This is a genomic window from Luteococcus sp., from assembly GCF_043424415.1.
In the GTDB taxonomy this organism is placed as follows: Bacteria; Actinomycetota; Actinomycetes; order Propionibacteriales; family Propionibacteriaceae; genus Luteococcus.
The window spans coordinates 1-13,240 of the sequence record NZ_JBHWOO010000228.1 but is presented as its reverse complement, the minus strand read 5'-3'; the positions used below and the strand labels follow the sequence as shown (position 1 = coordinate 13,240).

The following is a 13,240-nucleotide window of genomic DNA, read 5'->3' as shown; positions in this document are numbered from 1 at the left end:
CACCCAAGCAGCTCGACGCGGCACCGGCCACCCCCTTGGAGTGGTGGCGGGCCAAGCCCCGGGCAGCCTCCTCAAAAGAGCCCGACGATGTCGCCGTTCTCGTCGATGTCGATCCACTCCGCGGCCGGGTGCTTGCCCAGGCCTGGCATGGTGCGCATCTCACCACAGATCGCGTAGACATAGCCCGCGCCGGCGGCCAGCCGCACCTCGCGCACCGGCAGCATCCATCCCGTCGGGGCGCCGCGCAGCGCCGGATCGTGGGAGATGGACAGGTGGGTCTTGGCGATCACGACGGGCAGGTGACCGAAGCCGAGCTCGGTGAAGTGCGCCAGCTCCCGTCGGGCCTGGGCACTGAGCTCGATGCCATCGGCACCGTAGACACCCGTGGCCACCTTCGTGACCTTGTCCACCAGCGAGTCCTGCTCGTCGTAGCTGAAGCGGAAGTCCGTCTTGTCCTCGCAGGCCGCCGCCACCACCCGAGCCAGCTCCTGCGCCCCCGCCCCGCCGTCGGCGACGTGGGTGGAGGCCGCGACCCTCGCCCCGGCGGCCTCGGCGATCTCGCGGACCGCCTCGATCTCGTCGGGATGGTCGCTGGGGAAGACGTTGATCGCCACCACTGGGGCCACGCCGAAGCCACGCACGATCTCGATGTGCTTGCGCAGGTTGTCCGCGCCGGCGAACACGTCCTCGGGAGAGTCCTGCAGCATCTGTGGCGGTAGCGGCTGTCCCGCGACCACCGTGAACCGGCCGGAGTGCGTCTTGAGCGCCCGCACCGTCGTCACCAGCACCGCGGCATCGGGTCGCAGCCCGGAAACGCGGCACTTGACGTTGAAGAAGCGCTCGGCTCCCATGTCGGCACCGAAACCGGCCTCGGTGAGCAGGTAGTCGGAGGCCTTGATGCCGACCTGGTCGGCGATCACCGACGAGTTGCCGGTGGCGATGTTGCCGAAGGGGCCTGCATGGACCAGCACCGGGGTGTTCTCGGTGGTCTGCATCAGGTTGGGCATGATCGCCTCGCGCATGATGACGGTCATGGCCCCGGCGGCCTTCAGGTCTTCGGCCGTCACCGGCGCACCCTCGCGCGTGTACCCGACCACGATGCGTCCCAGCCGCTCGCGCAGGTCGTGCAGCGAGGTGGCCAGCGACAGGCACACCCCCACCTCGCTGGCGGCGGTGATGTCGAAGCCGCTCTGGCGCGGCACCCCGTCGAGCCGGGCGCCCAGGCCCAGCACCACATTGCGCAGCGCCCGGTCGTTGACGTCCACCACCCGTCGCCAGCTGATCGAGTGCGGGTCGATGCCCAGCTCGTTGCCGTGGTGCAGGTGGTTGTCCACCATGGCGGCCAGCAGGTCGTGTGCCGCCGTGATGGCGTGGAAGTCACCCGTCAGGTGCAGGTTCAGCGTCTCCATCGGCACCACCTGGGAGTATCCGGCGCCCGCGGCACCGCCCTTCACCCCGAAGGTGGGGCCCATCGACGGCTGGCGCAGCGCCAGCATCGACCGCTTGCCCAACTGTCCCAGGCCCTGTGCGAGCCCCACGGCAGTGGTGGTCTTGCCCTCCCCCAGCGGCGTGGGCGTCAGCGCGGTCACCACGACGTACTTCCCGTCGGGCCGGCTGGCCAGGTCATCGCTGGCCTTCAGCGAGACCTTCGCCACGTGGCGGCCGTGGGGTACGAGGTGCTCGGCGTCGATCCCGGCGGAGCGTGCCACCTTCTCGATGGGTTCCAGGTGGGCGGCGCGGGCGATCTCGAGGTCGCTGGGCAGGGCGGTGGGGTTCATGCCCGCATTCAACCGGGCCCGGCCCGAATACGGAAGGAGTGGGGTGCCTCCTGGCACCCCACCCCTCCACGAGTCCACCTGCCGAACCGTCCGGGCAGCCTCAGTCTGCCAGCGGTCCGAAGGGCAGGCCACGCGCGGTCAGCTCCACCTCACCGCCGTCCAGCTCGGTGAGAACCCACAGACCGTCCTTGGTGACGGTGATCGTGTTCTCCCAGTGCGAGGCCCACGAGCCGTCGACCGTCACCACCGTCCACTCGTCGTCCAGGGTGGCGGTGTCCTCGTTGCCCAAGGTGACCATCGGCTCGATGGCCAGGGCCATGCCCTCAACCAGCTTCGGCCCCTTGCCGGCCTTGCCGAAGTTCGGCACGTCCGGCGGCTGGTGCATCGCGGTCCCGATCCCGTGACCGGTGTACTCGCGCACAATGCCGTAGCCGCGGCCCGTGGACTCCAGACTGCGTTGCACCGCATTCGAGATGTCACCGACGCGCCCGCCCAGGCGTGCCGCACCGATACCGGCCCACATGGACTCGCGGGTGTCCTCGCTGAGCTGGCGGGCACGATCGCCCACCTGCCCCACCAGGAAGGTGCGGGCGGCGTCGCCGTGCCAACCGTCGACGATCGCGCCGAAGTCGACGCTGACGATGTCACCATCTGCCAACACGCGCTCGCCGGGAATGCCATGCACCACCACTTCGTTCACCGAGATGCAGGCCACGCCCGGGTAGGGCGGGTAGCCCCACTCGGCGCCGTAGTTGAGGAAGTTCGACGTGGCACCGTGCTGGGCCAGGATCTCGCGGGCGATCTGGTCCAGCTCGCCGGTCGTGGTGCCGGGCACTGCGTGGCGTGCCAGCTCCTCGTGGGTGCGGGCCACCACCAGACCGGCGGTGCGCATCCGGCACAGCTGCTCCGGGGTCTTGATCTCGATGCCGCGGGAGAACATCAACGCTGGGTGAACTCGTTGATGGCGGCGAAAATGCGCTCGGCCACCTCGTCGACGGTGCCCTGGCCGTCGACACTCACCAGCAATCCCCGCTCGCGGTAGATCTCCATCAGCGGCTCGGTCTCGGTCCGGTAGACCTCCATCCGGTGCCTGATGGTCTCGGCATTGTCGTCCTCGCGGCCCTCGATCTCGGCACGCTTGACCAGGCGGTCCACCAGCAGCTCGGGATCGACCTCGAGTGAGAGCACGCAGTCAATGTGCCGGTGCGCGTCCTCGAGGATGATGTCCAGCGCCTCCACCTGGTCGGTGGTGCGGGGGTAACCGTCGAGCAGCCAGCCGTCGGTGGCGTCGTTCTCCAGCAGGCGCTTGGCCACCACGGCGGTGGTGATGACGTCCGGCACGAACTTGCCTTCGCTGATCAGCTGCTGCACGCGCAGGCCGAGCGGCGTCTTGGCTGCGATGTTGGCGCGGAAGATCGCACCGGTCGAGACCGCCGGGATGCGGAAGTGGTTGGCGATCAGCTTGGCCTGGGTGCCCTTGCCGGCGCCCGGGGCGCCCATGATGAGAAGTCTCACTTCAGGAATCCTTCGTAGTTGCGTTGCTGGAGCTGGCTTTCGATCTGCTTGACGGTGTCGAGGGCCACACCGACGATGATCAGGATTGAGGTACCGCCGAAGGGGAAGTTCTGCTGGGCTCCGAGCGCGATGAAGGCAACCGTGGGGATGAGCGAGATCAGGGCCAGGTAGAGAGAACCGGGCGCCGTCAGACGGGACAGAACATAGGCGAGGTAGTCCTCGGTCGGCTTGCCCGCGCGAATACCCGGGATGAAGCCGCCGTACTTCTTCATGTTGTCGCTGATCTCCACGGGGTTGAAGGTGATCGCGACGTAGAAGTAGGTGAAGGCGATGATGAGCAGGAAGAAGACTGCGTTGTAGATCGGCTGCGCTCCCCCGGCGCCACCAGCACCGGTGAAGTTGGCATTGATCCACTTTCCGGCCTTGCTCTCGGGCTGGAAGGTCGCGAAGAGCACGGGCAGGTAGAGCATCGAGGAGGCGAAGATCACCGGGATCACGCCCGCCTGGTTCACCTTGAGGGGGATGTAGGTGGTGGTCCCGCCGAACAGGCGACGCCCCACCATGCGCTTGGCGTACTGCACGGGGATGCGTCGCTGGGCCTGCTCGACGAAGATGATGCCGGCCATCACCAGCAGGCCGATGGCCAGCACCAGGCCGAAGATCAGCCAGGCATTGGCGCCAGTGCGGGCCTGCTTGATCGACCACAGCGAGGTGGGGAACTGGGCGGCGATCGAGGTGAAGATCATGATCGACATGCCATTGCCGATGCCACGCTCGGTGATCAGCTCGCCCATCCACATGATGATCGAGGTGCCGGCGGTCATCGTCAGGATCATGACGACGATCGGGAAGATGCCCTCGTCGTACATGATCCCGTCACAGCCCTGGAAGAGCTGGCCATTGCGCGCCATGGTGATGAAGGCGGTGGAGTTCAGCACCGCCAGCACCAGGGTGAGGCGACGGGTGTACTGGGTGATCTGCTGCTGGCCCGAGGCACCCTCCTTCTTCAGTGCCTCGAGCTTGGGGATCACCACGGTGAGCAGTTGCAGGATGATCGAGCTGGTGATGTACGGCATGATGCCCAGCGCGAAGATGGACAGCTGCAGCAGCGCACCACCGGAGAACAGGTTGATGATCGAGTAGAGGCCTGCCTGGTCGCCGTCCTCCGCCAGCCGACGGCACTGGTCGATGCGCACCAGGTTCACGTTCGGCGTCGGCACGGTGGTCCCGGCCCGGTAGACGGCCAGGATGAACAGCGTGAACAGGATCTTCCTGCGAAGATCCGGCGACCTGAACGCGTTGGCAAAGGCTGAAAGCATTGAGACTGACTCTCTTCGTTCGTTCTGCTCCCACGCGGGGACGCGTCGGCATCGTGAGGCACACTGCAGACAACAGAAGTGCAGCTGCGCCAGCCTATCAAGCGCCGGCCACGAATCCGTCCATCCGTCCCACGGTGAATGGCCCATCGACCAGGACTTGGCACCAACCGCCCATATCCCAGTCAGCACCAGATCACAAGTCACGGGACCACGGAATGAACACGTGGTCCACCGGCGAGACACGTGGTTTCCGGTTCTCTCACTCCGCAGGCACCCGGCAAGGACGCCCGCGCCTGCGGAGCCGTGGCGCACTGTGCGCCACCCACGAGAACAATGAGAACCCCCATGCGACGTTCACGTACCCTCGCCGTGGCCATGGCCACACTGGCCGTGACGGCCACCGCCTGCGGCGGCGGCTCCGACTCCGGCGGTGGCAGCGGATCAGGAGACACCGCTGCCAAGAGCGGCGGCAACATCATCATCCGCGGTTGCACCCCCGAGAACCCGCTGATCGGGTCGAACACCACCGAGGTCTGTGGCGGCAACGTCATCGACGCCGTCACCGCCAAGCTCGTGCGCTACAACAGCGACACCGCCGCGCCCGAGATGGACCTCGCCCAGTCCATCGACACCAAGGACAACAAGGTCTTCACCGTCAAGCTCGCCAGGGGCCGCACCTTCAGCGACGGCAGCCCGGTCACCTCCAAGAGCTTCGTGGACGCGTGGAACTACGCCGCCTATGGCCCCAATGGCCAGCAGAACGGCTACTTCTTCGAGCCCATCGCCGGCTACGCAGACCTCCAGTGCCCCGACGAGGAGTGCAAGACCCAGCCCAAGGCCAAGCAGATGAGCGGCCTGAAGGTCGTCGACGACCAGACCTTCACCATCACCACCGGCGAGCCCGTCTCCAACCTGCCGGTGCGCCTGGGCTACTCCGCCTTCGTGCCGCAGCCCGAGTCCTTCTTCGCCGACCCCAAGTCGGACACCTTCGGCAAGATGCCCATCGGCGCCGGCCCCTTCACCGTCACCTCCAATACGGCCACCGAGATCGTGATGGAGAAGAACGCCAAGTACACCGGCAAGTTCCCGGCGCACGTCGACAAGGTCACCTACTGCATCTACAACGATGCCGCCGCCGCCTTCACCGAGGTGCAGGCCGACCAGCTCGACTTCACCGACATCATCCCCTCCGACCAGCTCGTCGGGGACCAGTGGAAGGCCCAGCTCGGCGCCGACCGCACCGTCGTCGCCGAGTCCGGTGTCAACCAGACGCTGACCTTCAGCCCCGTCGACGAGCAGCTGAAGAATCCCGAGATCCGCAAGGCCATCGGACAGGCCATTGATCGCAAGACCATCACCGAGAAGGTCTTCAACGGCACCCGCACCCCCGCCAACAGCTGGGTCGCCCCCGTGGTGGACGGCTACAAGGCCGGCGCCTGCACCGATGCCTGCACCTTCGACGCGGCGGCCGCCAAGAAGACCTACGACGCCGCCGGCGGCTACAAGGGCGTCTTCCAGATCTCGGTGAACGGCGACGGCGGCCACAAGCTGTGGGCCGATGCCGTCTGCAACCAGCTCAAGACCAACCTCGGCATGAACTGCCAGGTGAACACCACGCCCGACTTCAAGACCCTGCGCACCCAGATCAAGGCCCAGGAGCTCAAGGGCGCCTTCCGCTCCGGCTGGCAGATGGACTACCCGTCGATCGAGAACTTCCTGACCCCCATCTACACCAAGGGAGCTGCCTCGAACGACGGCAAGTACGACAACCCCGCCTTCGACGCCCTCCTGGTCAAGGCCGCCGCCGCCAAGACCCCTGCCGAGGCCAACCAGCAGTACCAGCAGGCCGAGGCCATGCTCAATGACGGCCTGCCGGCCATCCCGCTGTGGAGCCAGTCCACCCCGGCGGCCTGGTCCTCGAAGGTCACGAACGTGAAGGTGACCCCCTTCGGGACGCTCGACCTGAGCGCCATCACACTCAAGTGATCCTCCAGACCACCTGACCCACTCCTCGACCGGTGGCCCCCCTGCACGGGGGCGCCACCGGGCCGTGGTCCAAGGAGAACCATGTTCAAGTACGTCCTGCGACGGCTGGTGCAGATGGTGCCGGTCATCATCGGCGCCACCTTCCTGCTCTACCTGCTCGTCTTCACCCTGCCCGGTGACCCCTGGGTGGGGCGCTGCGGGGAGCGCGACTGCACCCCCGCCTACATCGCCGCCTTCAAGGCCGAGTACAACCTCGACAAGCCGGTCCTGGTCCAGTACGTGCTCTACCTGGGCAAGCTGCTGCAGGGCGACCTCAGCACCAACTTCTACAACAACACCGTCGCCTCTGAACTGGCCCTGCGCTACCCGACGACGCTGAAGCTCGCCCTGGTGGCCCTCGTCTTCGAGGCCGTCGTGGGTATCGCTGCCGGTGTGCTGGCCGGCATCCGCCGGGGCCGCTTCATCGACAGCCTCGTCACCGTCTCCACCCTGGTGGTCATCTCGGTCCCGGTCTTCGTCATCGGCAGCATGGCCCAGTTCGCCGTGCTCAAGAGCGGCGCCAACGACGTCATCCCGGTCACTGCCAGCACCGGGACCCTCAAGGAGCTGATCCTGCCCGGACTGGTCCTCGGCTCACTGTCGGTGGCCTATGTGGCCCGCCTGACCCGTACCAACCTGGTGGAGAACCTGCGCGCCGACTACGTGCGCACCGCCAAGGCCAAGGGGCTGACGCCCAGCCGCACGATCAGCGTGCACGCGCTGCGCAACTCGCTGGTCCCCGTGATCACCTTCATGGGCTACGACTTCGGCGCCCTGATGGGCGGGGCCATCGTCACCGAGCGCATCTTCAACATCAACGGGATCGGCGGCTTCATCTTCCGCTCCATCAACCAACGCGACGGCATCTCGGTCGTCGGCGCCGTCACCTGCCTCGTGCTGGTCTACCTGCTGATGAACCTGATCGTGGACATCCTCTACGGCGTCCTGGACCCAAGGATCTCCCATGACTGAACCCACCACCAATCCCTTCACGGTCGAGGGTGCCGCCGGCGCCATGGCCGCTGACGGGCTCCCGGCCGCCGACCAGACCGGCGCCCAGGCCACTACAGACCGCGGCAACTCGCTGTGGCGCGATGCCTGGTACGAGATGCGCCACCGCCCCCTGTTCTGGTTCTCGGTCCTGCTGATCGCGGTGCTGGTGGCGATGGCCCTGGTGCCGGGGCTGTTCACCCGCACCGATCCCTATGCCTGCGACCTGGCCATCTCACGCCAGGCACCCGGCGCCGGGCACGTCTTCGGCACCGACCTGCAGGGTTGCGACGTCTACGCGCGTACCATCCACGGGGCCCGGTCCTCGATCCTGGTGGGCCTGCTCACCACGCTCGGCACCACCCTGCTCGGCTCGGTGATCGGCATCATCGCCGGCTACGCCGGCGGATGGGTCGACACGCTGCTCTCACGCCTCGGCGAGGTCTTCTTCGCCATCCCGCTGCTGCTGGGCGGCATCGTGATCCTCTACTCCTACCCCAGCACCAGCAGCACGCCCTACCTCGTGGTCGTCGCCAAGGTGGTGGCCGCGCTGGTGGTGCTCGGCTGGCCGAGCATCGCGCGACTGATGCGTTCCTCGGTGCTGCAGGTCAAGCCCAACGAGTACGTGCAGGCGGCCCGCGCCCTGGGCGCCAGCCCGTGGCGGATCATCACCCAGCACATCCTGCCCAATGCCCTGGCACCGGTCCTGGTGGTGGCCACCATCAACCTGGGCAGCTACATCGCGGTGGAGGCCACGCTGAGCTTCCTCGGCATCGGCCTGCGCCCGCCGGTGATCAGCTGGGGCATCGCCATCAGCGAGGCCTCCGGCCTGGGCTACATCGCCTCCGCCCCGTGGATGCTGGCCTTCCCCTCACTCTTCCTGTCCCTGACCGTCCTGGCCTTCATCATGCTCGGCGAGGTCATCCGGGACGCCCTCGACCCGAAGCTGCGGTGACCCATGAGCACGAGAACCAGCCAGGCTCCCCTCTCCGATGCCGGCTCGCACCTGCTGGAGGTGCGTGACCTCCACGTGGACTTCCACACCCGCGGCGGCATCGCCCATGCCATCAATGGCGTCGACTTCCACCTCGACGAGGGCGAGACCCTCGCGATCCTCGGCGAGTCCGGCTCGGGCAAGTCAGTGACGGCCCAGGCGATCATGGGAATCCTCGACTCCCCGCCGGCGCGGATCCCGTCCGGCCAGGTGCTCTACCGGGGCACCGACCTGCTCACCCTGCCGCAGAAGAAGCGGCAGAAGGTGCGCGGGGCCGAGATCGCGATGATCTTCCAGGACGCCCTCAGCGCGCTGAATCCGGTCTTCCCGGTGGGCTGGCAGATCGCCGAGATGTTCCGCATCCACCGCGGCCTCGGTCGCGGTGAGGCGAAGAAGCGCGCCATCGAGTTGATGGACCGGGTGCACATCCCCGCCGCCCGGGAGCGCGTCGACGCCTACCCGCACCAGTTCTCGGGCGGCATGCGCCAGCGCATCATGATTGCGATGGCCATCGCGCTCGACCCGAAGGTGCTGATCGCCGACGAGCCCACCACGGCGCTGGACGTCACCGTCCAGGCCCAGATCATGGACCTGCTCAAGGACCTGCAGCGCGACAGCGGCATGGGCCTGATCCTGATCACGCACGACCTCGGGGTGGTCGCCGACGTCGCGGACCGGATCAACGTGATGTACGCGGGTCGCATGGTGGAGCAGGCCGACGTGCACGACATCTACTCCCGGCCGGCGCACCCCTACACCCGGGGCCTGATCGACTCGATCCCCCGCCTCGACCAGAAGGGCCAGACCCTGCAGGCCATCGGCGGGCTGCCGCCCAACCTGCTGGCGATGCCCGACGGGTGCGCCTTCCATCCCCGCTGCCCCCGGGCCACGGAGGTCTGCCGGACCGGGGCTCCCCCGGCCCTGCTGCCGGTGCCCGATCCGGCCGCCACCCCTGGGCGCACCAGCGCCTGCCACCACGTACTGGAGGTCTTCCATGGCTGAGACGATCCCCGGCACCCCGATCCTCAGCGCCAGGGGCCTCAAGAAGCACTACCCGATCAAGGGCGGGGTGATCCGACGCACCGTGGGCCACGTCAAGGCGGTCGACGGCGTGGACCTGGACCTGTACCCGGGCGAGACGCTTGGCATCGTCGGCGAGTCCGGCTGCGGCAAGTCGACCCTGGGGCGGCTGCTGATGCGCCTGGAGGAGCCCACCGAGGGCACCCTGCACTTCCAGGGTGAGAGCGTGCACGACAAGTCGGGTGCTGCCATGCGGCGGCTGCGACGCGACGTGCAGATCGTCTTCCAGGACCCGTACACGTCGTTGAACCCCCGCATGACCGTCGGTGACATCGTGGCCGAGCCCTTTGCCATCCACCCCGACGTGCTGCCCAAGGCCAAGCGGCGGGCCCGCGTCCAGGAGCTGCTGGAGCTGGTGGGGCTCAACCCGGAGCACATCAACCGCTACCCGCACCAGTTCTCGGGCGGGCAGCGGCAGCGAATCGGGATTGCCCGCGGCATCGCCCTCAATCCGAAGGTGCTGGTCTGTGACGAGCCGGTCAGCGCGCTGGACGTCTCGGTGCAGGCCCAGGTGGTCAACCTGCTCGAACGGCTCCAGAATGAGCTGGGCCTGGCCTATGTCTTCATCGCGCACGACCTGGCCGTGGTGCGCCACATCTCCGACCGGGTGGGCGTCATGTATCTCGGCCGGATGGTCGAGGTGGGCGACGAGGAACAGATCTACGAACGCCCCACCCATCCCTACACGCAGGCCCTGCTGTCTGCGGTGCCGGTGCCCAACCCGCAGATGCGCGGCAAGCGCGACCAGATCGTGCTCAGTGGCGACGTGCCCAGCCCCGCCAACCCGCCGTCGGGCTGCCGTTTCCACACCCGCTGCTGGAAGGCGACCGAGCTCTGCTCCCAGCAGGAGCCGTTGCTGGAGGCGCGTCCGGACGGTGTGGACACCCACGCCAGCGCCTGCCACCACGCCGAGGTGCGGCAGGTGCTGGCAGCCGACTGACGCTCGAACCACGGGTGGGGCGCATGGGGAAGAATGTCCCCATGCGCCCCGCCATCGTCCTGCGCCCCAGCCGGTCCCGCTGGGGTGCCATCGCCGTCTCCGTGCTCGCCGTCGCCCTGCTCGTGGTGGAGGGCATCACTGGCGGCGCCGGGCAGCTGCTGCGCTCGGGTGCCTGGTTGGGGGTCGTGTCAATGGCCTGCTGGCTGTTGTGGGGACTGTCCAGCGTCCGGCTGTTCGCCGACCGGCTGGTCGTGGACAACCCACTGACCCGCACCACCCTGCCGTGGCCCCAGGTCACCGGCGCCCGTGCCGAATGGGGACTGGTGGTGGAGGCCGCGGGGCGTGAGGTGCGCGCCTGGGCGGTGCCCTCCAAGGCCGGCCACTCCATGGTCTCCACGTCCTTCGACGGACACACGACCGTGATGGGCGGCCTCTCCCTCGAGAACGCCCCCGAACTCGGATCCCGCTCGCCCGACAGCCCCGCCGTGCACCTGAGCCTCGGGGCTGGTGCCGCTGCAGAGCTGATCCGCCAGGAGCTGCCGCTGCGCTCCCCGCGCCAGGATGATGCGGGAGCCAGCGTGCAGCGCACCCTGCACTGGGGACGCCTCGGTGTGCTGGTCGCGCTGGCCGTCCTGTGCGCCGTCACGACCCTGTGACCGCCGCGCCGCAGACCGCACGAGGCCCCGCCTGATGCCAGGCGGGGCCTCGTGCGCGTGGAGCCTGTCAGCTCACTTGGTGTAGCCGATGTCCTCGGCGTCGACCGTCTGGAAGGTGGCCGAGCCGTAGTTGGCGAGGTTCTTCGGGGTCGCGGTGTAGTCGATCCGGCGGTAGATCGGCAGCGTGTGCACCTCGTCCCAGATCAGCTTGTCGGCCTGGTTGCCCAGTTCCGCACGCTTGGTCTTGTCGGTCTCACGGGCGATCTGCGGGATCAGCTTCTCGATCTCGGGATTGATCAGCTGGGCGTAGTTCGAGCCCGAGGGCTCCTTCGAGCCCTCCACCTTCGCGCCGTAGATCTGGCGGACATTGGCCACCGGGTAGTTGGTGCCCTGCCAGGTGAAGGCGATCACGTCGAAGGAGCGTGCCTGCAGCACCTTCTGGTAGTCATCGGGCGCGGTGTTGACCATCTTGACCTCGATGCCGACCGCCGCGAGGTCCTTCTGCAGCAGCTTGCCCTCGTTCTCGCTGGTGGGGACACCGGTGAGCATCGTGTACTTGATGCTGAGCGGCTTGCCGTCCTTCTCGCGGATCGTCTTGCCCTCGGGGAGCTTCCAGCCCGCCTCCTCGAGCTGCTTCTTGGCGGCCTCGGGGTCGTAGGCGAAGTCCGCGGAGTTGTCCTTGTAACCCTCCTGGCCCGGCAGGTAGAAGTGGTTGCCGAGCATCAGCTCAGTGGGGTTGATCGGCAGGCCGACCAGGTCGGACTTGGCGATGGCCTCACGGTTGACGGCCTTGGCAATGGCCTGGCGCACGTTCAGGTCGGCCAGGGCACCGGCCTTGGAGTTGAAGGTGAAGTGGCGCCACTGACGGGAGCCGGCGGAGCGGATCTCGGCATCAGAACGCTTCTTGGCGGTGTTGACGGCCGTGGAGTTGATCATGGCGTCGACGACGTCGATCTCGTTGTTGGCGAAGGCATTGACATCGGCCGGGGTTTCCAGCTGGCGGAAGCTCACCTTGTCGAGCAGGGCCTTGTCGCCCCACCACTTGTCATTGCGCTTGAGGTGCAGCACCTTCTGCGAGGTGTCGATCTTGTCGAAGGCGAAGGGGCCGGTGTGCCACTCGGACTTGAAGGTGCTCCAGCCCTTGTTGAAGACCTCGGGGTCGCTCATGCCCTCCTTGGGCCAGACATCGCTGAGCGCGCTCGACCAGTCCGGGTAGGCCGCCTTGAAGGTGACCACCACGTCGGTGGGCTTCTCGCCCTGGGTGACGCTGACGATCTCGTTGAAGCCGTCGGTGGAGCTGACGTCGAAGGCCTTGTTGGTGCCGTTGCAGGCCTTCCAGGTCGCCTCGTAGTCGGTCCAGTCGATGGTACGGCCGGAGTTCCACTTGGCCTTCGGGTTCAGGTGCAGAGTGACCACCTGGCCCTTGCCGTCCTTGGGCTCGGTGACCTCGTAGCTCTCGATGTAGTCCGGGTTCTCCTTGAAGGACGCATCCTCGGCGTAGATCCAGTTGCGCGGCATCGTGAACTGCATGATGCGGTCCTGGTCCACGGAGGTGCCGGTCACCACGTGGTAGTTCCAGTTGGTGGGCAGCTGGCTCACGGAGAAGCGGACCGAGCCACCCTCCTTGAGCTCGGAACGCGGCTTGATGTTCAGATCCGACAGCGTGGGGCCGGAGCCGTTGCCGGACTCAGTGCCGGAGCTGGACTTGGGGGCGCCGCAGGCCGAGAGGGCGAGGGCTCCCACGGCGAGGACGGCAACCGCCGATGCGGACTTGCGCACAGTGACCTCCGAGGGTTCATCGATGTCCAACCACGGTGGGGACATCCGGTTGCTCGAAAGCTATGCCAATTTCCAGTGGTCAGGAATGGCTGTCTCACCGCCGATACCACATCGTTATCTCACCGTGACGGGCGGGAGGTCTGTGCAAGGACGACGAGGGGCCG

Annotated in this window: 11 protein-coding genes; 6 read left to right on the top strand and 5 right to left on the bottom strand. The window is 67.3% G+C overall.

Annotated features, from left to right (window positions below; genetic code table 11):
• Nucleotides 1-71: 71 nt before the first annotated feature.
• The 4 genes from ACHFFZ_RS13110 to secY form a co-directional block, all read right to left on the bottom strand.
• Complete coding sequence (locus tag ACHFFZ_RS13110) at nucleotides 72-1,778, bottom strand: formate--tetrahydrofolate ligase (RefSeq protein WP_394277051.1); 1,707 nt, start codon at nucleotides 1,776-1,778, stop codon at nucleotides 72-74.
• 100 nt (nucleotides 1,779-1,878) lie between these two features.
• On the bottom strand, nucleotides 1,879-2,718 hold the full coding sequence (gene map / locus ACHFFZ_RS13105) for a type I methionyl aminopeptidase (RefSeq protein WP_394277050.1): 840 nt from the start codon (nucleotides 2,716-2,718) through the stop codon (nucleotides 1,879-1,881).
• Nucleotides 2,718-3,293: an adenylate kinase gene (locus ACHFFZ_RS13100; RefSeq protein WP_394277049.1), complete on the bottom strand. Its 576-nt coding sequence runs from the start codon at nucleotides 3,291-3,293 to the stop codon at nucleotides 2,718-2,720. Before ACHFFZ_RS13100 ends, map begins: the two co-directional genes overlap by 1 nt.
• On the bottom strand, nucleotides 3,290-4,612 hold the full coding sequence (secY, locus tag ACHFFZ_RS13095; protein WP_394277048.1) for a preprotein translocase subunit SecY: 1,323 nt from the start codon (nucleotides 4,610-4,612) through the stop codon (nucleotides 3,290-3,292). Before secY ends, ACHFFZ_RS13100 begins: the two co-directional genes overlap by 4 nt.
• A 345-nt stretch (nucleotides 4,613-4,957) precedes the next feature.
• On the opposite strand from secY, the gene ACHFFZ_RS13090 reads away from it, so the two are divergent.
• From ACHFFZ_RS13090 to ACHFFZ_RS13065, 6 genes are all read left to right on the top strand, one after another.
• The gene (locus tag ACHFFZ_RS13090; protein ID WP_394277047.1) at nucleotides 4,958-6,598 is read left to right on the top strand and encodes an ABC transporter substrate-binding protein; all 1,641 of its coding nucleotides are present in this window, start codon (nucleotides 4,958-4,960) and stop codon (nucleotides 6,596-6,598) included.
• Between the two features lie 81 nt (nucleotides 6,599-6,679).
• Nucleotides 6,680-7,609: an ABC transporter permease gene (locus ACHFFZ_RS13085; RefSeq protein ID WP_394277046.1), complete on the top strand. Its 930-nt coding sequence runs from the start codon at nucleotides 6,680-6,682 to the stop codon at nucleotides 7,607-7,609.
• Nucleotides 7,602-8,582: an ABC transporter permease gene (locus ACHFFZ_RS13080; protein ID WP_394277045.1), complete on the top strand. Its 981-nt coding sequence runs from the start codon at nucleotides 7,602-7,604 to the stop codon at nucleotides 8,580-8,582. Before ACHFFZ_RS13085 ends, ACHFFZ_RS13080 begins: the two co-directional genes overlap by 8 nt.
• A 3-nt stretch (nucleotides 8,583-8,585) precedes the next feature.
• The gene (locus tag ACHFFZ_RS13075) at nucleotides 8,586-9,623 is read left to right on the top strand and encodes an ABC transporter ATP-binding protein (RefSeq protein WP_394277044.1); all 1,038 of its coding nucleotides are present in this window, start codon (nucleotides 8,586-8,588) and stop codon (nucleotides 9,621-9,623) included.
• Entirely contained in the window at nucleotides 9,616-10,641 is a 1,026-nt protein-coding gene (locus ACHFFZ_RS13070; RefSeq protein WP_394277043.1) for an ABC transporter ATP-binding protein, read from the top strand. The genes ACHFFZ_RS13075 and ACHFFZ_RS13070 overlap by 8 nt, the downstream gene beginning before the upstream one ends.
• Before the next feature lie 41 nt (nucleotides 10,642-10,682).
• Entirely contained in the window at nucleotides 10,683-11,297 is a 615-nt protein-coding gene (locus ACHFFZ_RS13065) for a hypothetical protein (RefSeq protein WP_394277042.1), read from the top strand.
• Between the two features lie 72 nt (nucleotides 11,298-11,369).
• Here the strand turns inward: ACHFFZ_RS13065 and ACHFFZ_RS13060 are convergent, their stop codons facing one another.
• A complete protein-coding gene (locus ACHFFZ_RS13060) occupies nucleotides 11,370-13,076 on the bottom strand; it encodes an ABC transporter family substrate-binding protein (RefSeq protein ID WP_394277041.1) in 1,707 nt (568 codons plus the stop codon).
• Nucleotides 13,077-13,240 lie beyond the last annotated feature (164 nt).

Excerpts from the sequence above, each read along its gene's own strand:
- ACHFFZ_RS13090 (WP_394277047.1), top strand. The coding sequence starts at position 4,958 with ATGCGACGTTCACGTACCCTCGCCGTGGCCATGGCCACACTGGCCGTG.
- map (WP_394277050.1), bottom strand. The coding sequence starts at position 2,718 with ATGTTCTCCCGCGGCATCGAGATCAAGACCCCGGAGCAGCTGTGCCGG.
- ACHFFZ_RS13070 (WP_394277043.1), top strand. The coding sequence starts at position 9,616 with ATGGCTGAGACGATCCCCGGCACCCCGATCCTCAGCGCCAGGGGCCTC.
- ACHFFZ_RS13080 (WP_394277045.1), top strand. The coding sequence starts at position 7,602 with ATGACTGAACCCACCACCAATCCCTTCACGGTCGAGGGTGCCGCCGGC.
- secY (WP_394277048.1), bottom strand. The coding sequence starts at position 4,612 with ATGCTTTCAGCCTTTGCCAACGCGTTCAGGTCGCCGGATCTTCGCAGG.
- ACHFFZ_RS13065 (WP_394277042.1), top strand. The coding sequence starts at position 10,683 with ATGCGCCCCGCCATCGTCCTGCGCCCCAGCCGGTCCCGCTGGGGTGCC.
- ACHFFZ_RS13110 (WP_394277051.1), bottom strand. The coding sequence starts at position 1,778 with ATGAACCCCACCGCCCTGCCCAGCGACCTCGAGATCGCCCGCGCCGCC.
- ACHFFZ_RS13085 (WP_394277046.1), top strand. The coding sequence starts at position 6,680 with ATGTTCAAGTACGTCCTGCGACGGCTGGTGCAGATGGTGCCGGTCATC.
- ACHFFZ_RS13075 (WP_394277044.1), top strand. The coding sequence starts at position 8,586 with ATGAGCACGAGAACCAGCCAGGCTCCCCTCTCCGATGCCGGCTCGCAC.